At 42.8% G+C, this 22,345-nt stretch carries 20 protein-coding genes and 3 tRNA genes; 12 read left to right on the top strand and 11 right to left on the bottom strand.

From position 1 onward, the window contains the following. Window positions 1-24: 24 nt before the first annotated feature. A complete protein-coding gene (gene recN, locus I593_RS14870; protein WP_016168406.1) occupies window positions 25-1,686 on the bottom strand; it encodes a DNA repair protein RecN in 1,662 nt (553 codons plus the stop codon). A 328-nt stretch (window positions 1,687-2,014) separates the two neighbouring features. On the opposite strand from recN, the gene ppnP reads away from it, so the two are divergent. From ppnP to I593_RS14855, 3 genes are all read left to right on the top strand, one after another. Continuing rightward, window positions 2,015-2,338 carry a pyrimidine/purine nucleoside phosphorylase gene (ppnP, locus tag I593_RS14865; protein WP_016168405.1) on the top strand — a complete coding sequence of 108 codons (324 nt, stop codon included), beginning with the start codon at window positions 2,015-2,017 and terminating at the stop codon, window positions 2,336-2,338. 136 nt (window positions 2,339-2,474) lie between these two features. Then, window positions 2,475-3,227, top strand: coding sequence for a 23S rRNA (guanosine(2251)-2'-O)-methyltransferase RlmB (gene rlmB, locus I593_RS14860; RefSeq protein WP_016168404.1), 753 nt, complete (start codon window positions 2,475-2,477; stop codon window positions 3,225-3,227). Between the two features lie 34 nt (window positions 3,228-3,261). Beyond that, on the top strand, window positions 3,262-4,179 hold the full coding sequence (locus I593_RS14855; RefSeq protein ID WP_026440889.1) for a DMT family transporter: 918 nt from the start codon (window positions 3,262-3,264) through the stop codon (window positions 4,177-4,179). Here the strand turns inward: I593_RS14855 and coaE are convergent. The 4 genes from coaE to pilB are packed head-to-tail and all read right to left on the bottom strand — an operon-like array spanning window position 4,176 to window position 8,617. Then, window positions 4,176-4,793, bottom strand: coding sequence for a dephospho-CoA kinase (coaE, locus tag I593_RS14850; protein WP_016168402.1), 618 nt, complete (start codon window positions 4,791-4,793; stop codon window positions 4,176-4,178). The two genes, I593_RS14855 and coaE, sit on opposite strands and share 4 nt — an antisense overlap. A gap of 2 nt (window positions 4,794-4,795) precedes the next feature. Beyond that, window positions 4,796-5,656, bottom strand: coding sequence for a prepilin peptidase (locus I593_RS21010; protein WP_016168401.1), 861 nt, complete (start codon window positions 5,654-5,656; stop codon window positions 4,796-4,798). Further along, window positions 5,656-6,882, bottom strand: a complete 1,227-nt coding sequence (locus I593_RS14840) for a type II secretion system F family protein (RefSeq protein ID WP_016168400.1) — start codon at window positions 6,880-6,882, stop codon at window positions 5,656-5,658. Before I593_RS14840 ends, I593_RS21010 begins: the two co-directional genes overlap by 1 nt. 28 nt (window positions 6,883-6,910) lie before the next feature. Further along, window positions 6,911-8,617: a type IV-A pilus assembly ATPase PilB gene (gene pilB, locus I593_RS14835; protein WP_016168399.1), complete on the bottom strand. Its 1,707-nt coding sequence runs from the start codon at window positions 8,615-8,617 to the stop codon at window positions 6,911-6,913. Between the two features lie 280 nt (window positions 8,618-8,897). Between pilB and tpiA the strand changes: the two genes are divergently transcribed. The 9 genes from tpiA to I593_RS14785 all read left to right on the top strand — a co-directional run bounded on the left by tpiA (window position 8,898) and on the right by I593_RS14785 (window position 15,818). Next, the gene (gene tpiA / locus I593_RS14830; RefSeq protein ID WP_016168398.1) at window positions 8,898-9,689 is read left to right on the top strand and encodes a triose-phosphate isomerase; all 792 of its coding nucleotides are present in this window, start codon (window positions 8,898-8,900) and stop codon (window positions 9,687-9,689) included. A gap of 13 nt (window positions 9,690-9,702) precedes the next feature. Beyond that, entirely contained in the window at window positions 9,703-10,032 is a 330-nt protein-coding gene (gene secG / locus I593_RS14825) for a preprotein translocase subunit SecG (protein WP_016168397.1), read from the top strand. A gap of 53 nt (window positions 10,033-10,085) precedes the next feature. Continuing rightward, a tRNA-Leu gene (locus tag I593_RS14820) sits at window positions 10,086-10,170 on the top strand. Window positions 10,171-10,218: 48 nt separating this feature from the next. Beyond that, window positions 10,219-10,295: transfer RNA gene (locus I593_RS14815), tRNA-Met, on the top strand. 89 nt (window positions 10,296-10,384) lie between these two features. Continuing rightward, window positions 10,385-10,461: transfer RNA gene (locus tag I593_RS14810), tRNA-Met, on the top strand. A gap of 204 nt (window positions 10,462-10,665) precedes the next feature. Beyond that, a complete protein-coding gene (gene rimP, locus I593_RS14800; protein ID WP_016168396.1) occupies window positions 10,666-11,190 on the top strand; it encodes a ribosome maturation factor RimP in 525 nt (174 codons plus the stop codon). Window positions 11,191-11,225: 35 nt separating this feature from the next. Then, window positions 11,226-12,710, top strand: a complete 1,485-nt coding sequence (gene nusA, locus I593_RS14795) for a transcription termination factor NusA (protein WP_016168395.1) — start codon at window positions 11,226-11,228, stop codon at window positions 12,708-12,710. 10 nt (window positions 12,711-12,720) lie between these two features. Further along, window positions 12,721-15,414: a translation initiation factor IF-2 gene (gene infB, locus I593_RS14790; protein WP_016168394.1), complete on the top strand. Its 2,694-nt coding sequence runs from the start codon at window positions 12,721-12,723 to the stop codon at window positions 15,412-15,414. After that, window positions 15,414-15,818 carry a ribosome-binding factor A gene (locus tag I593_RS14785; protein ID WP_016168393.1) on the top strand — a complete coding sequence of 135 codons (405 nt, stop codon included), beginning with the start codon at window positions 15,414-15,416 and terminating at the stop codon, window positions 15,816-15,818. The genes infB and I593_RS14785 overlap by 1 nt, the downstream gene beginning before the upstream one ends. A gap of 64 nt (window positions 15,819-15,882) precedes the next feature. Here I593_RS14785 and I593_RS14780 read toward each other — a convergent pair whose 3' ends face one another. The 6 genes from I593_RS14780 to I593_RS14755 are packed head-to-tail and all read right to left on the bottom strand — an operon-like array spanning window position 15,883 to window position 22,072. After that, window positions 15,883-16,245: a Na+/H+ antiporter subunit G gene (locus tag I593_RS14780; protein WP_016168392.1), complete on the bottom strand. Its 363-nt coding sequence runs from the start codon at window positions 16,243-16,245 to the stop codon at window positions 15,883-15,885. 12 nt (window positions 16,246-16,257) lie between these two features. Next, on the bottom strand, window positions 16,258-16,533 hold the full coding sequence (locus I593_RS14775) for a monovalent cation/H+ antiporter subunit F (RefSeq protein ID WP_016168391.1): 276 nt from the start codon (window positions 16,531-16,533) through the stop codon (window positions 16,258-16,260). Further along, complete coding sequence (locus I593_RS14770) at window positions 16,530-17,051, bottom strand: Na+/H+ antiporter subunit E (protein ID WP_026440891.1); 522 nt, start codon at window positions 17,049-17,051, stop codon at window positions 16,530-16,532. The genes I593_RS14775 and I593_RS14770 overlap by 4 nt, the downstream gene beginning before the upstream one ends. A 2-nt stretch (window positions 17,052-17,053) precedes the next feature. After that, complete coding sequence (locus I593_RS14765; RefSeq protein ID WP_016168389.1) at window positions 17,054-18,865, bottom strand: monovalent cation/H+ antiporter subunit D; 1,812 nt, start codon at window positions 18,863-18,865, stop codon at window positions 17,054-17,056. Continuing rightward, entirely contained in the window at window positions 18,865-19,230 is a 366-nt protein-coding gene (locus I593_RS14760; RefSeq protein ID WP_016168388.1) for a Na+/H+ antiporter subunit C, read from the bottom strand. Before I593_RS14760 ends, I593_RS14765 begins: the two co-directional genes overlap by 1 nt. A 1-nt stretch (window position 19,231) precedes the next feature. Beyond that, window positions 19,232-22,072, bottom strand: a complete 2,841-nt coding sequence (locus tag I593_RS14755) for a monovalent cation/H+ antiporter subunit A (RefSeq protein ID WP_016168387.1) — start codon at window positions 22,070-22,072, stop codon at window positions 19,232-19,234. Between the last annotated feature and the right edge of the window lie 273 nt (window positions 22,073-22,345).

The following is a 22,345-nucleotide window of genomic DNA, read 5'->3' as shown; positions in this document are numbered from 1 at the left end:
TTTTTTACAGCTTTGACATTAAATTTATACGGGTTGAAATTTTAATTGTCTGAGTTGTTTTGCGTGCTGTAGCGTAGTTTCACTAATTTCTACACCACCTGTCATACGTGCCAATTCCAAAATTCGCTGCTGTTCTTCAAGTGAAATAATGGTACTGCTTGCAGGGTCGGTTTGCTGTTTTTTCACCAGTAAATGCTGATCTGACTGAGCTGCCACTTGCGCCTGATGGGTAATGCAGAGAATTTGTACATGTTGTGCTAAATCAGCCAGTAGACGACCCACAATTTCGGCAGTACCACCACTGATGCCTACGTCAATTTCGTCAAAGACCAAGACCTCGGCTTCGGTTTTTTCGGCATTCATCACTTGCATCACGAGGGCAATACGAGACAACTCACCACCCGAAGCCACACGCGCCAGAGGTTGTGCCGGAATGCCTTTATTGGCCGTAAATAAAAGCTGGATAAAGCTCAAACCATCGGCAGAAGCTTGTTCCAGCGGTTCAAACTTAAACTCAAAATGGGCTTCTGGCAGCGCCAGTTGCTTCACCTGTTCGGTCAATTGTTTGGCCAATGGCGTTGCGGCTGCACGTCGTATTTCATCTAAGTGTTGTGCTTTATTTAAAAAGTCCTGATGCGCCAGTTCGACTTGTTCGGCTAAAGTTTCAGGATCTTCTAGGGCATGCAACTGTGCTAACTCTACTTGCCAGCCTTGGTATTCCTGATTTAAAGCTTCTGGTTGGGTGCGATATTTACGGGCAAAACGATGAAAAACTTCAAGTTGAGCATTTAATTCTTCCATGCGTTCAGGGTCATAGCTCTGACGGTCAATAAACTGACGTAAATTTGCCGTTGCATCTTCCAATTCGCTTTGCGCATTCAGAATTGAGTTATGTATTTCTGCCAATTGTTCGCTGCGTCCCGCATGGGACTCTAAGCGACGAATGAGCACAGACAATTCCTGATTAATGTTTTGCTCAGCTTCATCTAAAGTATTTAAGGCATAACTACAATCTTGCATGATGTGTTCATGATGACTGAGACGATCGAACTCCTGTTCAATCTCTTTATATTGCAGTTGCACTACTTCTTCTAATTCTTCAAGCTGTAACTCAAGCGTTTCAATACGTTGCTTGCGGCTAGCTTGTGCATCGAGTGCAGCCTGATGCTGACGGATGGTTTGCTGCCAATTTGAATAGGCTTCTTTGACCTGTTGTGCAGGTTGCGCAAAATTACTGTAACGATCAAGCCAGTGCTTCGGATAAGGTGGCTCTAAAAGTTGTTGCTGACTATGCTGACTGTAGAGTTGAACTAAAAGTCGTCCTAATTCTTTAAGTTCGGACAAGCTACTTGGGCGGCCATTAATCCAAGCTTTGCTACGACCCGTTGCAAAAATGACACGTCTTAAATGAATTTCGCCTGTATCATCATCTAACTCATGTTGCTGTAACCAAGAGGCTTCAGGGCTATGCGGTTCATAGCTAAATACGGCGGTAATATCTGCTTTATCTGCACCATAGCGGACGTAATTGGTGTCTGTACGCTCGCCTAAGCTCGCCGAGAGCGCATCCAGTAATAAAGATTTTCCTGCGCCAGTTTCACCTGTAAGAACATTAAAACCTTGATCAATATCAATGGCTAAGTGATCAGCTAAGGCAAAATTGATGAGAGTTAAATGTGTCAGCATAAACGCGTCCAAGCTGCGAAAAGTTTGGTTTCTGTAAGATAGTCAAGTTTTTTAATTATCACAAGTTACAGACAATGCTGAAACTGTATTGGATGCTATATTAGCGTAAATTTTTCAATTGCATAGTAAAGATTTAAGACTAAAGCAATTTGAGTCTAAGACATCAATCAGATACACTTTTTCAGTTAAAATGGGGCTGTAAAAGTGTGACGCTAGGTTTTCTAGGAAAAATGCTGTTTACAGATAAACACCGATTGATTAGTTGCTATTGCCTATTTAAACTACATCAATCATTAAGATATTTATGCGCATCATCTGGAGAATACGCATGTCAGCTCAGTTTGATCATGTATCAGTTATCAAAAAATCGAACGTTTACTTTGGTGGGTTATGCATTAGCCATACCGTTCAATTTGAAGATGGAACAAAAAAAACCCTAGGCGTTATTCTTCCAACTGAACAAGCCTTAACGTTTGAAACACATGTGCCTGAGCGTATGGAAATTATTTCTGGTGAGTGCCGTGTAAAAATTGCGGATAGCGAAGAAAGTGAATTGTTCCGTGCAGGACAATCTTTTTATGTGCCAGGCAATAGCCGTTTTAAAATCGAAACAGATGAAGTCTTGGATTATGTTTGCCATTTAGAAGGCTAAGTCTAGGACGGATAAGCAAAGCTATTTTAACCAAAATCAGTTAAACTATGGCTTAAGTCAAAATCCTGTAAAGGCAACTTTGCAGGATTTTCTTTTTGTATTTTCTCCCTGTCTTTCTGCTTACTTGAGGTTGTTCATGGCAAAACCTGAATATTATTATGGGGTTCATTCAGTAGAGTCGCTCTTAGAATTGGAGCCTGAACGTGTTCTAACTTTGTTCACCTTAAAAGGTCGTGACGATCAGCGCCTACAGAAGATTCTGCAATTGGCTGAACCTTTTGGTATTAGCGTACAGAAAGCCAGCCGAGACAGTCTGGAAAAATTGGCAGGTCTGCCTTTCCATCAGGGAGTTGTGGCTGCCGTACGTCCGCATCCAACTTTAAATGAAAAAGATCTCGAAGCCTTACTTAAACAATCGCCAAATTGTTTATTGCTTGGTTTAGACCAAGTGACGGATCCACATAATCTGGGTGCATGTATCCGTACTGCAGCAGCAATGGGGGTGGAAGCCGTGATTGTGCCACGTGATCGTTCTGCAAGTCTGACCCCGACAGCGCGTAAAGTGGCTGCGGGTGGTGCAGAGAAGGTTAAATTTATCCAAGTGACCAATTTGGCACGAACTTTAGCGCAAATTAAAGATGAGTTTAATGTGCGTGTGGTGGGGACTATGCTTGATGAGAAAGCACTTCCATTACAACAGTTCGATTTTACTGGAACCGCGGTATGTGTGGTGATGGGTGCTGAAGATACAGGTCTACGCCCAATTACCCAGTCGCAATGTGATCAAACCGTGTATATTCCGATGGCGGGTAACTTGCAAAGTTTAAATGTGAGTGTCGCTACAGGTATGGCACTGTATGAAGCTTGTCGCCAACGTCAAAGCATTTAATTTATTTTTTATTGCTTCACATATTGTTATAAAGATGATGTCAAACCGCTCCCAAGGCTATTTGTTTGTTGCTATTACTATGTGCATTTGGGGCGGGTTTACTTTAACCTCGCGCCTAAGTGCACAATGGCATATCAGTGCGTGGGATATCACCACACTACGTTTTGCACTGGCGTTTTGCATTTTAATGCCGATTTTAATTTATAAAAAAGACACGGCATTTTTGTGGCATAAGCAACCTGTTATTTTAGCGCTCATTGGTGGTGTGGCATATTGCTTAACGTCATATAGCGCATTTCATTATGTCCCAGCGGCACATGCCGCGATTTTCTTGAATGGCTGTTTACCACTATGCACGGCGATTGCAGCCTATGTACTGTTTAAACATCCTTTTGATCGCCATACATGGTTGAGTTTAGCTATTATGCTGACCGCAATTGGCTCAATGTCTTATCTGATGTATCAGGAAACTGGGGTTGCTTTTGGTTTTGGTGACTTATTGTTTCTGTTGAGTGCGATGTGGTGGGGGATTTTTACGGTTCTATTGCGGCAATGGAAACTTTCCGCTTGGCATTCCATGGCGAGTGTCGCGATTTGGTCTGCTATCATCTATTTACCGATTTATTTATTATTTTTACCGAAACATCTGGATCAGCCTGAGCCTATGCATTTGGTATTGCAAACATTATTTCATGGCATTTTTGTGGTGATTGTTGCAACGCTGACTTATGTGGAGGCAATTAAACGCTTAGGTGCGTTCAAAGCAGGCAGTATCGTGACTTTAGCACCATTTATTGCGGCGATTTTGGCAGTTCCTTTGTTACATGAACCCTTAAGTTTGGCAATTATCTGTGGTTTGTTGGGTATGGGATTTGGAGCTTTGCAGCCGTGGCGCTGGTTGCGTAAAGACACCTTACAAGCGCAACTCGATCAACAAAAGAAGTCATCTTAAAGCGACTTCTTTTGCTCTGCTATACTTAAATATTTTTGATGTAAAGGTTCAAGATGTGCATAAAGATGGCTGAGATGACCATCATTGAGCACAATATCATGCGCTAACTGTTGTTTTTGCTTTCGAGGCATTTGTGCTTGAATAATCTGTCGGATCTGCTGAATACTTTGGCGATCTCTTTGGCTGGCGCGTTCAATCTGTAAGTCTTCTGATGCATCAATCAACAAGACACGATCAGTCAATTCATGCTGATTTGTCTCTAGCAGTAACGGAGAGACAAGAATCACATAAGGACTTGTGGCATCTTGCAGTTGCTGAATAATTGATTGTCGAATAGCTGGGTGGGTGATGCCTTCTAAAACTTTACGTGCATTGGCATGTTGAAAGATATGTTCACGTAAGGCTTTACGATTGAGTGCACCTGTTTTATCGAGTACCCAGTCACCAAAAGCGGCTTGAATGGCATGTAAGGCAGGCTGATCGGGTTCGACCACTTCACGCGCGACAATATCAGCATCGACCACTTGAATGCCTTGTGTTTCAAACCAATGGCTGGCAGCAGATTTCCCGCTACCAATTCCACCTGTAAGACCGAGAATGAATGGAGCTTGCATGCTCATTGTCCTAGATAAACTTTCATAATCTGTTCACCCCATAAAAAGGCAACCCAACCCGCAATGGCAATATAAGGGCCAAAAGCAAAAGGTTGATTCTCTTTACGGATTTTGAGAAGAATGATTCCAATGATTGCTCCAGCCAATGAAGACAGCAATATGATCAATGGCAGCATTAAAGGACCCATCCAAGCTCCTAAAGCAGCCAGTAATTTAAAGTCACCATAGCCCATGCCTTCTTTACCTGTAATAATTTTAAACAGGTAATACACAATCCAAAGACAAAGAAAACCAATGATATAGCCCCAGATGGCAACGCTTGGTGAGGTATAAATAGAATAGCTGTTAATTCCCAGTCCTAATGCTGCCAATGGCAAGGTATAACGATCAGGTAGAAGCTGTGTATCGAAATCGATAAAAGTCAGTGCAATCAGAGTATAAGTGAGAATTAAACCAAATAGCATCTGAAGGGTTGGACCATAGACTACGACGACTGTCAAAGCGCAGATGGCAGTCAGCAATTCAACCAAAGGGTAGCGGATACTGATCGGGTTACTACAGGTTCCGCATTTACCACGTAATACTAACCAGCTAATGACAGGGATATTCTGATACCAACGAATAGGTTTCTTACATTGCGGACAGGTTGAAGCTGGCTGGCTGAGACTGAGTTTTTTCTCATCCAAAATGGCTTGTTCAGGGTGAAGGAGTAATTGACAGTCTTGACGCCACTCTTGTTCCATCATTTTGGGAGTACGATAGATGACAACGTTTAAAAAACTACCAATGCATAAACTAAAAATCCCAACTGCTATATAAAGTGCAGTTGGGTTTTGAATAAAATAATCAAGTAAATCTTGCATTAAACCACAGAACCCATTTGGAAGATTGGAAGGTACATGGCAATGACCAGACCACCTACAAGGACACCAAGAATCGCCATGATTAAGGGTTCCATCATTGAGGTTAAGCCATCGACGGCGTTATCGACTTCATTTTCATAGTGTGTGGCGACTTTATCCAACATAGCATCCAATGCACCAGATTCTTCACCAATAGCAACCATTTGTACTGCCATTGCAGGGAATTTATCAGTGACCCGCATAGCAAACTGCAATTGTTGACCAGTTGCAACATCATCTCGGATTTTAAGTACTGCTTGTTCATAGACAACATTATTGGTTGCCCCAGCAGTCGATTCTAAAGCATCAATCAGTGGAACGCCGGCAGCAAAAGTCGTGGCTAAAGTACGGCTGTAACGGGCAATAATGGCTTTGTAAACCAAATCACCAAAAATAGGTGCTTTTAATGCTGCTCTATCCAAAAAGTCGCGGAATTTTTTACTCCGTTTTTTTGCTTCGAGAAAAAGTGAAATTACGATACCAACAGCAATAATGAAGATAAACCAGTATTTTTGCATCCATTCCGACATATTGACCACCATTTTAGTAAATGCTGGTAGGTCGGCACCAAATGAACTAAAGAGATCTTGGAAAACTGGGACTACCTTGACCATTAGAATTATGGTCACAATAACTGCAACGACAATAACGGCAATAGGATATTTCATTGCTTTCTTAATTTTTTGCTTTAATAATTCACTTTTTTCCTTATAAATCGCGACGCGATCTAGCATGGTTTCAAGCGCACCTGATTGTTCACCAGATTCAACCAGCGAGCAAAATAAATTGTCAAAGTACTGTGGGTATTTTTTTAGCGCGCCAGCAAAGGTGTTACCACCTTCAACTTCACCTTTTATACCTAAAACAACTTCTCGCATAGTTGGGTTTTCTAAACCCTCAGCCACAATTTCAAAGCTTTGTACCAAAGGTACACCCGCTTTCATCATGGTGGCCAATTGGCGTGTGAAAATAGTGATGTCCAGTGTGCTGACTTTCTTTTTTAGCAAACCTTCAAGAATATTCTTGCGTTTTTCTCGAATGGTTTTAATCACAACTCCTTGCTTACGTAAGGTGACTTTAGCTAAAGCCATATTCCGTGCAGGGAGTTCCCCTTTAATTTTTGCCCCTTTGCGGTCAACTCCTTCATAACTGAAGGTTGGCATCATCTGTGCTTTTTTGACAGCCATGCATTTATCCTTATTTTAAATACGTACTTTATTCGCTGGTCACGCGATTGACTTCTTGTAGTGAAGTTACCCCTTGCATGACCTTCTTTAAACCTGAAAGACGTAGATTATTAAACCCCAATTTTGCTGATGCTTCTGCAATTTGAATTGCATTGCCATCTTCCATAATAATCTTGGATATTTCAGGTGTAACTTTCATTACTTCATAAATCCCCACACGCCCTTTATAGCCGTCTCGACATTCTGAACAACCAACAGGCTGAAAAATTTTAAAGTCTGGTTGTTGTATCTCTTGCTCAGTGAAGCCCATTTCTAACAAGCTATTTTTTGGTATTTCAGCAGGTACTTTACATTGTGAACAGAGTCGACGAGCTAGTCGTTGCGCAATGACTAAGTTTACAGAGGTTGCAATGTTAAAGGAAGGGACGCCCATATTTCTTAAACGAGTCAATGTTTCTGGTGCGCTGTTGGTATGTAGGGTAGACATCACCATATGACCTGTTTGCGCGGCTTTAATCGCAATTTCAGCCGTTTCTAAATCTCGAATCTCACCGACCATAACAATGTCTGGATCTTGACGTAAGAAAGACTTTAATGCAGCAGAGAACGTCAAGCCAACTTTATTGTTAACGTTAACCTGATTAATCCCTTCTAAGTTAATTTCGACAGGATCTTCTGCGGTTGAAATATTGGTATCTTCTTTGTTCAGGATATTTAAGCCTGTATAGAGAGAAACCGTTTTACCAGAACCAGTCGGGCCTGTGATAAGTAGCATCCCTTGTGGCTTTTCCAGTGCTTCCATAAATAAGGCTTTTTGTTCAGGTTCATAACCTAGTGCATCAATCCCTAGCATTGCACTCGAAGGGTCTAAAATACGCAGTACAATTTTTTCCCCAAATAGGGTTGGTAGTGAGTTGACACGAAAATCAATCGCTTTGGATTTTGAAATTTTTAGCTTAATACGACCATCTTGTGGCACACGTTTTTCAGCGATGTCCATTTGTGACATGACTTTTAAGCGTGAAGCTAGACGGTTGGCTAACTGTAGAGGAGGAGTTGCAATCTGGCGTAAAACCCCATCGACACGATAGCGCACACGATAGACTTTTTCATAGGGTTCAAAATGTAAGTCGGATGCGCCCATACGAATCGCATCAATCAATAATTTATTGATATATTTGACAATTGGAGCTTCATCTTCTTGAGGTTGCTCATCATTGTCTTCTTGATCCGTAGGCTCTTCATGGACGTGCAATTCAAAGTCATCATCAAACTCGAAAGTGCTTTCTTCTGCATAATTTTGTTCAATAATTTTTTCTAATTTGTCATGTTCAACAATAATCGCTTCAATACTGAGTTTGCTGTTGAAGCGCATAGCATCCATGGCATCTATATGCGTTGGATTGCTGGTGGCTACAAAGAGTTGATGTCCACGTCGGAAAATCGGCAACACGCGGAATTTAGTAATCAATTTGTCTTCAACGACATCTCTTAAAATATGGGCAGAGTCATAAGTCGAAAGATCAAATAAGGGTTCACCAAATTCTTCTGAAATTTTTTCGGCAATGACAATCGGTTTGAGTTTTAGGTTTTCAATTAGATAAGGGACAATATCTTGGTTTGTTTTTCTTGCGCTGTTAACTGCAGCCTGCATGTTTTCAGTAGAAACAATCCCATCTTCGACCAAGCGGCGAATAAAACCTGTAAATCGTGGAGAACCTTGTAGTGCTGTCATTCGCTTAATGCCTACTTCAATTAAATTGTTTATAATTGGTATCGTAAAATTATACTTTTGTTGTATAAAAATACCATATCTGAAAGTGTCGTGTTTCGCCAACTATTCATGAAAAGCATGAACTAGTCTAATGAAACTGATTTTTTTTGCCATTTTAATGACTGAAAAAAATATAAAAAAGTGAAGTTAATACTAAACTGTCAAGAAAATTATCTTCTCAATCAGGAATTCCGTGTAGAATGTCGCCGTTTAAATCAATTGTTTTGTGAATGGGTTAAGTATGTCGGATTCGACGATCACGCCTTGGGTTGTGGGTAATTGGAAAATGAATCCAATGCAGGTGAATGCCAAACAACTTATAAATGAATTTAAAGAATTATTGAACAAGAATGAAATTTCTCAAGCGCAATGCCATTTAGCGGTTGCACCGATTTCAATCGCACTCCATTTAGTAAAAGACGAATTAAAACAAGCGAATCGTACTGTTCATGTGGTTGCACAAGATGTCTCTCGTATGGCAGGGACTGGTGCATATACAGGTGAGGTGAGTGCGGCTTTATTAAAAGATAGCGCGATTGAACATGTGTTGATTGGTCACTCTGAGCGACGTGAATTTTTTGGTGATCAGCCACACATCATTCGTGAAAAAGTAAAACATGCTTTGGCAGAAGGTCTAACGGTCATTTATTGTGTCGGTGAAAGCCTTGAGCAGCGCGAGAATGGTCAAGCTGATCAAGTGGTATTACAACAGATTTGTGATATTGCAAGTTGTGTAACAGCAGAGCAGTGGCACCAGATCGTGATTGCTTATGAACCAATTTGGGCGATTGGAACAGGTAAAACTGCATCACCAGAAGATGCACAAAGCATGCATGCTAAAATTCGTGAAGGTTTAAAACAGCTCACAACACTGGGCAGCACAATGCCAATTTTATATGGCGGTAGTGTTAAGCCAGAAAATGCAGTAGAGTTAGCGGCCTGTCCAGATATTAATGGCGCCTTAGTGGGTGGAGCATCTTTGAATGCTGCATCTTTTTATCAAATTGCTCAGGCCTTTGCGCATACAAAATAACGAGGAGTTCATCATGCATACTTTTGTGCTAGTGGTGCATATTATTCTTGCCGTATTAATGATTGGCTTGATTCTTGTACAGCATGGTAAGGGCGCAGATGCAGGTGCCTCTTTTGGTGGCGGTGGCGCTGCAACCGTTTTTGGTGCATCAGGTTCAGGTAACTTCTTAACCCGCTTAACCGCAATTTTGACAGCCTTATTCTTTATTACCAGTTTAACGCTAGCAGTATTTGCAAAACAGCAAACAACAGAAGCATATAGCTTAAAATCTGTACAGACAACAGCACCAGCAACAACTAATTCGGGTGAAACTTCGCCAGCTGCACCTAAAACGAGCGAATAATTAGAATTAATCCTTTCTTTTTTGTGGCGATGCTACTAGAATGCGTCACAGCTGCGGTGGTGGTGGAATTGGTAGACACGCTACCTTGAGGTGGTAGTGCTTTCGGGCGTGGGGGTTCAAGTCCCCCCTTCCGCACCAACTTATGAATCCAGAAAATTAAGTTGGTGTATGCGGCAAATCTGTTGATGCGGGATGGAGCAGTCTGGTAGCTCGTCGGGCTCATAACCCGAAGGTCGTTGGTTCAAATCCAGCTCCCGCTACCAATTTGATTTAGGTGCAACTAAATCAGTGCGAATACGAAGTATTTAGATTGAAAAATATTTCATATTTGTATATAATTTTTGCACGTTGATGCGGGATGGAGCAGTCTGGTAGCTCGTCGGGCTCATAACCCGAAGGTCGTTGGTTCAAATCCAGCTCCCGCTACCAAGTTTCTAAAAGAGGCTCACAACAAGGTGGGCCTTTTTGCACAGTGGACATTAGTTTTCTGTGTAATAATTGGGGCGATTACGCCCTTTTTTATTGGCTATCGTGTAGTGTCGACATCAATTGGTCAAATAGTCATGCTTCACTATAGTAGGTCTGTTTCATCGGTCAACACGACTATTGAATCGCACAAAATGACGAGAGTAAATGAAGTTATCAAATAAAACCCAAGCACTCCAAGACTTAATCACTCCTGCAGTGCAAGCTTGTAATGTAGATTTGTGGGGGATTGAATTTATCCCTCAAGGCAAACGTTCATTATTACGTATCTATATTGACAAAGCTGTTGATGAAAATGTAGAACCAACGATCAATGAAGACGGCGAGCCTGAGCTGGGCCGTGGTGTTGGCGTACAAGATTGTGTGCGTGTCACTCAACAAGTGGGTGCTATGCTTGATGTTCATGATCCAATTTCTGGTGAGTATGCACTTGAAGTGTCTTCTCCAGGTTGGGATCGTCCATTTTTCCAATTGGAGCAGATGCCGGCATATATTGGTCAACAAGTTGCTTTACGCCTGATCAGTGCTGTTGAAAATCGTCGCAAATTTCAAGCTAAATTGGTTGCAGTAGATCTGGAAAATGAAGTGATTCAGGTTGAGGTAGAAAAGCAACAAGTGCTTGAAATTGATAGCAACAATATCGACAAAGCAAATCTGGTTTATCAAGATTAATTTAATTTATAAGAATCTGAACGAATAGGTGGCTTATGGCACGTGAAATTCTTACCGTCGTTGAAACGGTTAGTAATGAAAAAGGTGTACCTCGTGAAGCGATTTTCGAAGCCTTAGAACAAGCGCTTGTTGCTGCGACGAAAAAGAAATTTTACGAAGGAACCAACTCTGAAGAAGCGCGTCTCCGTGTAGAGATTGATCGTAAAACTGGTGATTATCGTACTTTCCGCCAATGGGAAGTGGTTGCAGATGAAGATCATGAAATGCCTGCATGTCAAGATGCTATTTCTGACGTAGATCCAGCGAAATGGTCGATTGGTGACATTCGTGAGTTGGAAGTGGAATCTATTGATTTCGGTCGTATTGCAGCGCAAATTGCCAAGCAAGTGATCGTACAGAAGATTCGTGAAGCTGAACGTGCTTTAGTTGCTGATGCATATGAATCTAAAGTTGGTGAGCTTATTTACGGTGAAGTGAAAAAGCAAACCAAAGATGGTTTCATTATTGACCTTGGTGATAATGCTGAAGCGTATCTTGCGCGTGAAGAAATGATCGCGAAAGAAATTTTACGTCCAAAACAACGCATGAATGCGATTTTGTTTAACGTAAATCGTGAAGGTCGTGGCGCACAATTATTATTGTCACGTTCACGCCCTGAAATGCTCATGGCTCTGATGAAAAAAGAAATTCCTGAAATTTCTGAAGAAATCATTGAGATTAAAGCTGCAGCGCGTCAACCAGGTGTGCGTGCTAAAATTGCAGTGAAAACCAATGACCACCGTATTGATCCTGTAGGTGCTTGTATTGGTATGCGTGGTACGCGTATTCAAGCAGTTCAACAGGAATTGAATGGTGAGCGTATTGATGTAGTGGTATGGTCTGATGATCCAGCACAATACATTGCCAGCGCTTTAGAGCCTGCTGATGTATCTGGTATTGTGATTGATGAAGAAGAGCGTACTGCGGACATTATTTTCGCAACTAGCGATCAACTTGCACGTGCGATTGGTTCTCAAGGCCAAAACGTGCGTTTAGCTTCTGAATTGACTGGCTATAAATTAAACATGATGCTTGAAGAAGAGTATCATGCACGTCAGCAAAATGAAGCACAACAATATCTAGACTTATTTGTATCACGTTTAGACATTGAAGAAGATTTAGCAATGGCGTTGGTGGAGATGGGCTTTACTTCTCTCGAAGAAATTGCTTATGTTCCAGCTGAAACATTTGATGAAATCGAGTTGGATGCTGAAACTGTTGAGTTGTTGCAAAGTCGTGCCAAAGAAGTGGCATTGGCAGATGCATTACAACAACAAGAAAATATCCAAGATCCAAGTGCTGAACTTCTTGCAATGGAAGGAATGACACAGGAAATCGCGTATGCATTGGCTGCACGCGGAGTAGTGACTGTTGATGACTTGGCAGACCAAGCGACTGACGATATCTCGGATATTGAAGGTTTAGGGGCTGAGCAAGCGGGTCAATTGATTATGAAAGCGCGTGAATCATGGTTTAACTAGGAGGTAATATATGACGGACAAGTCGATTCAAGAGTTAGCACTCAGCGTAGGACGTCCTGTAGACAAGCTCCTAGAGCAGGTTCGCGATGCAGGTTTACCGCAACGTAAAGCTGACGACATAATTTCTACTGAACAACAAGATACCCTCGTTAACCATTTGAAGAAAGTTCATGGTCAAGACGTAGGGCAAGCAGGACAAATCACGTTGAAACGTAAAACTACAGGTACTGCTAAAGTGGCAAGTACCTCAGGTAAGGCAAAAACCATTAATGTAGAAGTTCGTAAGAAGCATACATTTACTAAGCCTGATCCTGAACAAATCAAAGCAGAAGCTTTAGCGAAAGCACAAGCTGAACAACAGACTCGTGCGGCTGTTGAACCTAAAGCAACAGCTGAAAGTCCAGTGGCAAATAAAGCAGCTGCAAACTTAGAAGCAATGCGTGCAGCAGCAAAGCAAGAAACCACTAAGCAAGAAACAGCAAAAGCGGCTGTTGTGGTGAAGCGTAAATCGACCAATAAGCCAGTAGTTAAAGCACAAGTTAAAGTGATTGAAACTCCTGAGCAGAAGAGAGCGCGTGAAGCACAAGCGGCACAATTAAAAGCGACTGAAGAAGCAGCACGTCGTAAAGCAGCTGAAGAAGCGCAGCAACGTACTCTTGAACAAATGCGTAAAATGGCGTCGAAATATTCTTCTGAAGATTCGACCACCACGATTCGCGTGATTGATGATTCTCCGTTAGCGGCTGGTCTAGTTGGTCAGGCTTATGAAGATTCATTTGCGAAAGAAGACCGTGATATCAAACGTGGAACCAATACGCCTGGTGCACGTGCACCGAAGAAAGGTGGTCGTCGTGGTGAAGAGCAATCTTTCCGTGACAACACACATAAACGCGGTTTGAAAACCAGTACAGCAAATAAACATGGTTTTGAAAAACCTGTTAAAAAGCAAGTTTATGATGTTGAAATTGGTTCAACGATTGTAGTTGCTGACTTAGCCGCAAAAATGGCGGTTAAGGTGCGTGAAGTGATTAAATCGCTCATGAAAATGGGTGAATTGGTTACGCAAAACCAAGCGATTGATCAAGAAATTGCAGCACTTGTAGTTGAAGAAATGGGGCATAACCCGGTTCTGGTATCAGATACACAAGCTGAAGATAACTTGCTTGAAGCAGCTGAAGAGGCACGTGGTGCTCAAACAACACGTCCACCAGTTGTTACAATTATGGGTCACGTTGACCATGGTAAAACATCATTGCTTGACCGCATTCGTCGCTCGAAAGTGGCGGCAGGTGAAGCTGGTGGTATTACTCAGCATATCGGTGCTTACCATGTGACAACGGACAAAGGTATTATTACTTTCTTAGACACTCCTGGACATGCTGCATTTACTGCAATGCGTTCACGTGGTGCGAAAGCGACTGATATCGTAGTCTTGGTTGTGGCGGCGGATGATGGTGTAATGCCACAAACTGCTGAAGCAATTGACCATGCGCGTGCAGCAGGTACACCTATCATTGTTGCAATCAACAAGATGGATAAAGAATCAGCTGATCCAGATCGCGTCTTGAATGAATTGACCACCAAAGAAATCGTGCCTGAGCAATGGGGCGGTGATGTTCCAGTAGCAATGGTGTCAGCACATTCTGGTCAAGGTATTGATGAGCTTCTGGACTTGATTTCAATTCAAGCTGAAATGTTAGAGTTGAAAGCATCTGAAGAAGGTGCAGCACAAGGTGTAGTAATTGAAGCGCGTGTAGACAAAGGCCGTGGTGCAGTAACTTCTATCTTGGTACAAAACGGTACCCTTAAAGTGGGTGATCTTGTACTTGCAGGTTCATCTTATGGTCGCGTTCGTGCGATGGCTGATGAAAACGGTCAACGTATCAAATCGGCAGGTCCTTCGATTCCAGTTGAAATCTTGGGTCTTCCTGAAGCGCCAATGGCGGGTGATGAAGTTCTTGTTGTGAATGACGAGAAGAAAGCACGCGAAGTGGCCGATGCCCGTATGGATCGTGAACGTCAAAAACGTCTTGAGCGTCAAAGTGCAATGCGTTTAGAAAACATTATGGCATCAATGGGCAAGAAAGATGTGCCGATTGTGAATGTAGTGTTGAAAACTGACGTACGTGGTACTTTGGAAGCATTACATGTTGCGCTTGCTGAACTTGCAACAGATGAAGTGAAAGTTCGTATTATTGGTTCAGGCGTAGGTGCAATCACTGAGTCTGACGTAACATTGGCTGAATCTTCTGAAGCTGTATTGCTCGGCTTTAACGTCCGTGCAGACAACACCGCGCGTCAAAAAGCGGATGCAGATGGTATCGACATTCGTTACTACAGCGTGATCTATCAATTGATTGATGATGTGAAAGATGCCATGAGTGGTAAGCTTGCACCAGAACATCGTGAAACGATTCTGGGTGTGGCTGAAGTACGTGAAGTCTTCCATTCAAGCAAATTTGGTGCAGCAGCAGGCTGTATGGTTCTTGAAGGCATGTTACACCGTAATAAACCGATTCGCGTATTACGTGATGACGTGGTGGTATTCCAAGGTGAGCTTGAATCTCTTCGTCGCTATAAAGATGTGGTTGAAGAAGTTCGTGCTGGTATGGAATGTGGTCTTGCAGTGAAAGGTTATAAAGACATCAAAGTCCAAGATAAGATCGAAGTCTATGATGTTCAACTGATTAAACGGAGTCTTTAATGGCGGGTAGTCAGCGTCTGAAGCGAATGGCAGATACAGTTCAACGTGAGTTGTCTGAGTTAATCCGCCAAGAGCTGAAAGATCCACGCTTAGGTGGTCTTGTGACCATCTCGGCAGTGAAGGTCAGCCCAGATTTAGGCTATGCAGAAGTCTATGTCACCGTGATGGGACGTGAGCTTGGCGATGAGCAAAGTGCAGTGGCAAATAAAGAAACTTTGGATGTGCTGAATAAGGCATCAGGTTTCTTACGTCATGAACTCAGTCGTCGTATTAAGACACGTATTACGCCACGTTTACGTTTCCATTATGACAAGACCAATGCGTATGGTAACTATATGTTTGGTCTGATTGCAGAAGCAGTGAAGGATTTACCTGCTGCTGAAGCAAAACAAGATGACGAATAAGCTCAAGATTAAAATTGAGTGATATAAAAAGCCACCTTCGGGTGGCTTTTTTAATGCTTATGAGTTATTGGCGGCGACGCTGGCGTTGCCATGGTAATGGCCGATTTAATGCTTCGGGTACATCACCACTCCTCGAGCGTAAGCGCAGATGAAGTGCTGCTTGTGCCATGAGATTGGCTGATACAGGGGCTGTGATGAAGGCTAAGAGCGTGAGCAGAACTTCAGCAAAACCAATACGTCCTTGAAAAGCCGAGAAGATCATGGCAGCAATTAAAAAGCTTCCTAAACCTAAGGTGCTCGATTTGGTAGGTGCATGCAGACGCATAAATAAGTCGGGTAGACGTACCATGCCAATGCCTCCAACCAACATGAAGAATGCACCAATCAGCAAGAAAATAGAAACCAGTATTTCCATGAGTAATTGCATGTGATGGACTCCTTAATCGATAACATGACCAGAGGTGAAGTAGCGTGCCAAAGCGACAGTGGATACAAATCCAAGCATTGCCACCAGTAGTGCTCCTTCAAACAGTGATGTGGTGCTCCAGTAGATGCCTAATACCACAATGAGACAAGTCGCATTCAAGAATAAGGTATCTAAGGCCAACAACCGATCTACAATAGAGGGTCCAACAATCAGGCGACCCAAGCACATCATCATTGAAAGTGTGATTGCAACCATACAGATACCCAAAGCATAAGGTAAAATGGTCATGTGGCATCTCCTGAGTTGACGTGGAAGATCTCCATTAGTGGTTTTTCATAACGATTTTTGATGTCTTGAATATCAACTTCCGTATCATCACTACTTAAGGCATGAACCAAAATATCACCACGGTCTTGATCAATCCCAGCAGAAACCGTACCAGGAGTGGTGGTAATGATCATCGCCAGTAAGCTATTTACTTCATCGTGTTGGGTGTCTAAAGGTACGCGATACCATTTAGGATGTAATTGATCTATTGGACCTAAAACTAGCTTAGCAATCCGAATATTGGAAATGACAATATCCCAAAGTACAACAAAAAATAGCTTAATCGCTGCCTTCCAATGAATATTCGGTGTCTGCTGAATAAAGGGTTGTACTAAGCGTGGAATAATCAAGGCAAGTAAACTTGCCATGACCAATGTTGCTGCATCTAAACTATGTGCCAGCATTATCCACGTGACTGCAACCAAAACCGAAACAAAAGGATGAGGTAGCCATCGATTAAGGAAAGATTTTTTTTGCATCATTATGGCTCCACTGGTTTAAGTTGAGCATCATCAGGAATTAACATTTCATGGGTCTGTTGTTCTTGAATCTGACGTAACTTGTATGGTGAAATGTGCTCGCCAGACAAAGTATCTTCACTGATGGTATACGGAATAAGATGTGCATTAGGATCGAGTTCTTCACCACCGTATTTGGTTTCGGGTAAGTTTTCAGGATCAAAAGGCTGCACACTAATGACTTGATTTAGCTCATCCTTCTTCAATAGAGTCGCTTCATACAAGGCATTATTTTGAATTTGTAATGCAGTATTCTGAGTATATTGCTGTATAGGTCCTGCCGCGACCATATAACAAATCAGACTAGCCAATAAGACATAGATGGCTATGTCGTTGCGTGGAGGAGCTTTTTCTGGAGTTGCTTGGTAAGCTGTATATTCTGCATCAATATGTGCAATTTCTTCAGGTTTGCTGGCACGCCAGAACAGAATAAAACCCACACGAGTAAATGCGAGAATACTGAGCAAACTCACAACCAGAATCACTGTAATCACAATGCCTTGATAAGGTTCATTTGCAGTGGCTTGAAGAATGAATACTTTGCCAAGAAAGCCACTGAAAGGGGGCAATCCCGCCATCATTAATGCAATGAGAAAATAGCAAATCGAAAGCACATGATGTTGTTTCATCTGTGGTGCGATTTTTAAATGATCCTTGTAGACACCACGTTGCGAGGTAATCCAGCCACAAAGCAGATAAAAAGCGGCTGCAATCAGCGTACTATGTACCAGATAATACAGCGTTGCCGACCATGCTTGGGTGTTAAACAAGGCAATAGCAGTGAGTAAGGTTCCAATGGAAGACAACACCATAAAACCGACAAAACGGCGTAAACGTTCCGCACCAATGGCACCAATCACACCATAGAGTGAGGTGATTAAACCGATAGGCAATAAGCAGTTTTGTAGAATGGATTGACTTAAAGCATCATCAAATACGGTACCGTTAACCCGTAAAATGGCATAAATGCCGACTTTGGTCATGATGGTGAAAATGGCGGCAACAGGGGTGGTGGCTACGGCATAGGTTTTGGGTAACCAGAAGCCGACAGGTAACATTGCGGCTTTAATTCCAAATACCACAAATAATAATAGTCCACCTGCTACAGCTAATTTGTGCTCATCAGGTTGTAAGCTCGGTAGTAAGCGTGCGACATCTGCCATATTCAAACTGCCGACGCTACCATAAATCATGCCCAGACCAATCAGGAACAATGCAGAGGCCAAGAGGTTGATGGTGACGTAATGAATACCGAGCTGAAAGCGTGCTTTGCCTTGTCCATGCAAGAGCAACACATAAGATGCCATCAATAGAATTTCGAAGAACACAAACAGGTTAAACAAGTCGCCTGTGAGGAATGCTCCGCATAATCCCATTAATAAGAAATGGAACATGGTATGAAAATAACGACCACGGGTATCCCACTCACGGCTTGCAAACCACAAAACAGGCACTGCAAGTGCATAGGTTAAGACTAGCATTAAGGCAGAGAGTTGGTCTAAAACCAAAACGATCCCGAAAGGTGCCGTCCATTCACTCAGGTTATAGCTGCTGATTTGTCCATGACTGGCCACCATTAAATAGCAAATTGCAGTAGCGAGCCCTAAGAGTGCAGAAATCAGACTGATGCCACGACGCCAAGGTTGACGCCAGTCGTAGGCAAGTGAACCTGAACCTGGATTGCCCAGTAAAACCAGAATAAAGCCAGTAAATGCAGGAATGATGATGCTGAAAATTGGTGTATGCTCGGCCCAAAATTGGATGAAGTTATGCATTAAGGCTCATCCTCGCGTGGGTCAACAAGACTAATTTCTTCTTTTGAGTCAACGTGGTCGGTCCCTGATTCATAGCGGCTGCGTAAAGCCAGTTGTACAATAAAGGCTGTGGTGGCGAAACCAATCACAATGGCTGTAAGGACGAGCGCTTGTGGCAATGGGTCCGTGGACTTGGACGCTTCAGTCAATACTGCAGGCGAGTTGATTTGGACCCGCCCCATCGCAAACAGAAACACGTTTACCGCATAACCAATCATGGCTAAGCCAAGTACCACTGGAAAGGTACGCGCGCGCAGAATCAGATAGATGCCTGTTGAAACTAACAGTCCAATCGCAGAGGCAATAAGAAATTCTAGACTAATCATATTATTTCCCCTTTGGTAATGGACCAGACATGCTTGAGTGGCGCGAGTCACCCAGAACAGAAATCATGAGCATGGTTGCACCGACCACTGTGACATAGACCCCAACATCAAATGCAGCCGCAGAAGCCAAGTGCATTTCACCTAAAATTGGGGGTGAAACGTAGATGTGTGCACTGGTCAGAAACGGGCGTCCCCAGAACCATGCTGCAATAGCTGTTAGTCCTGCAATGCTTAGACCTGCACCAATCCAGATTTCGTATAGGCGTCCAGATTTGGCGCGAAGCAATTGTTCGGCTTGGTCTTGGCCTAATGCAATATATTGAATGATCAATGCCAAAGAGGTAATTAAGCCTGCAATAAAACCACCACCAGGTTCATTGTGTCCACGTAGGAAAATATACAAGCTGATGACCAAAGCCAGCGGTAAAATCCAAGAGGATGCGATACGGAGCATTAAAGGGGAGGGGTTAAAGCGATAAGTTAAACCTTGTGTGATGGTTGTACCATGTGTACGCATACCATCCATTAAACAGAGTGTGCCGATACCTGCAATACCCAATACCGTGATCTCACCGAAGGTATCGAAACCACGGAAATCGACCAGAATCACGTTAACAACGTTTGAACCACCACCCAGAGGTATCGACTGTTGTAAGAAGAACCAAGAAATTGAATTATGGTCACGCGTCAGAATCAGCCAAGTGATCCAACCAATGCCAAGTCCACCGACAATAGAAAGAATGGCATCGCGCCAACGACGTGCTTGACTGGATTCATAAGGTGTAAGCTGAGGTAAGAGTGATAAGCTCATGAGCAGCAACACCGTGGTCACAACATCCACAGTAATTTGCGTTAGGGCCAAATCTGGTGCTGACAAAGTGACAAACACCATGGTCACAACTAAACCAATGGCACCACTAATCAGGACAGCTTTAATGCGTTCATGATGGAACCAGAGCATCATCCAGCAGGCAGAGAATAACAATAGCCATAGCACAATTGCGAGCATAGGAGCATGAGTCAGTTCACGTGTACCTGTGGTCAGCCCTTGACCCATCAGAGGAACAGCGACCAAGACAATACTAAACGCTACGATCCAGAGCAGGTAAGTTTGCAAGGAGCCTGTTTCTGTTGTACGTTTAATTTTTCGTGATTTAAGGAGTAAGTGCTTGAGCAGAGACTCAAAGATAAGTTTACCTTGAAAAGGTCCCAAGGCTGGGTCTAGGTCAATACTACGAATTTTACGGTTCTTTGCTAGAACGAAGTAAAAGCTTAAACCGCCAACTAGAGCAATTAAACTCATCACTAAAGGTAAATTAAAACCATGCCAGATGGCCAAATGTGTTCCCGAGAAGTCATGTAACTGCGTACTGGCGCGCGCCGTACTATTGACAATTTGCTCAACAGTGAGCGCAGGGAAAATGCCCACCACAATACATAGAATTGCCAAGAGAATTGCAGGCGCACGCATGCCAATAGGCGGTTCATGTCCATCTTTATTAGGAACTTGCTCACCAAGTGGACCATCAAAAAACACGCCATGCACTAAACGTACAGAATAAGCAACTGCAAAAATACCTGCCAAAGTCGCAATAGTTGCGGACAGCACCAGTACTGGGCCATTTAAGTTTGCCAATAACTCGGTAAAGAACATTTCTTTAGACAAGAAACCATTGGTCAGTGGAACACCTGCCATAGCCGCTGCGGTGACCATAGTCAGGGTGGCTGAGAACGGTAATAATTGCCATACGCCACTTAATTTACGTAAGTCACGCGTTCCTGTTTCGTGATCAACAATACCTGCAATCATAAACAGCGCCGCCTTAAAGGTGGCATGGTTGATGATGTGGAAAATGGCAGCAGCGACAGCCAATGGTGAACCAATCCCCAATAGGCAGACGATTAAACCCAGATGACTGATGGTCGAGTAGGCCAGAAGCCCTTTCAGATCTTCTTTGAAAATGGCAAAGAATGCCGCCATGCATAGGGTGAATAAGCCAACAAAAGTCACAATATTGTGATAAAGCGCAGCACCCGCAAAGATTGGGAGTAAGCGTGCCAGCAAGAAAATTCCCGCCTTCACCATGGTGGCCGAATGCAGATAAGCGGACACAGGTGTTGGTGCAGCCATGGCATTCGGGAGCCAGAAGTGGAAGGGGAACTGCGCACTTTTGGTAAAGGCACCGAGTAGAATCAGCAATAAGGTTGGGGTAAATAAGGCATGATTTTGAATATGTTCTGACATGGTCAGAATCTGGTCAATTTGATAGGTGCCTGTAATTTGCCCCAGTAAAATAAAGCCCCCCAGCATGGCCAAGCCACCCATTCCTGTAATGGTGAGTGCCATACGCGAGCCACGTTGTGCAACATCATAGTTGCTCCAGTAGCCGACCAAGAGGAAAGAAGAAATACTGGTCAGTTCCCAAAAAATTAACAGCAGAATTAAATTATTGGAAAGAGAGATACCCAACATTGCTGCCATAAACAACATGAGCAATAGATAGAGTTTGCTCAATGAGTTTTTTGGGCTGAGGTAATAATAGGCATAAATAAAAATGAGCGTGCCGATACCTGTGATCAGCAAAGAGAAAAGTAGACCTAAGGCGTCCAGACGGAAACTGAGATCAATGCCCAGTTGTGGTAACCAAGACCAACTTTGAGTAATGACTTCGCCATGAAAGACCTGCTTTGCTTGAGTCAGTAACAGAATTAAACTACTTAGACTGACTCCGATAGCCCCGAAAGCCGTTACCCCGCGCGAAAAATTTTTCAGCCACGAGACAAGGGTTGTGCCCAGTACTAACGGTAACAAGATAATAATTGGTAGCACACTTGTATCCATTGTCGTGATAGGTCGAAACCTATGGGTGAATCTTATCTTTCAAGGATTACAGGACAGCAAAGAGATATCCAAAAAATTCAATCTTGAAAGCCGTAAAGAAAATAAAAAAAGCGAAAAGCAAGCTGTGTTGCGCAACTTGAAAACTATAGCAAAACAAAATTTTACTATAAAAAAGCTGAATAAATCTGATCTTATTACATGAATAAAACAACATCAAACCTTTTCGTGCACACCGATCGAATTCTCTGTTTTGAGGCCAAAATTGAACTTAAA

Origin of the sequence: Acinetobacter tandoii DSM 14970 = CIP 107469, from assembly GCF_000400735.1 — a bacterium.
GTDB classification, from domain to species: Bacteria; Pseudomonadota; Gammaproteobacteria; order Pseudomonadales; family Moraxellaceae; genus Acinetobacter; species Acinetobacter tandoii.
This window is presented reverse-complemented; position numbering and strand designations above follow the sequence as displayed.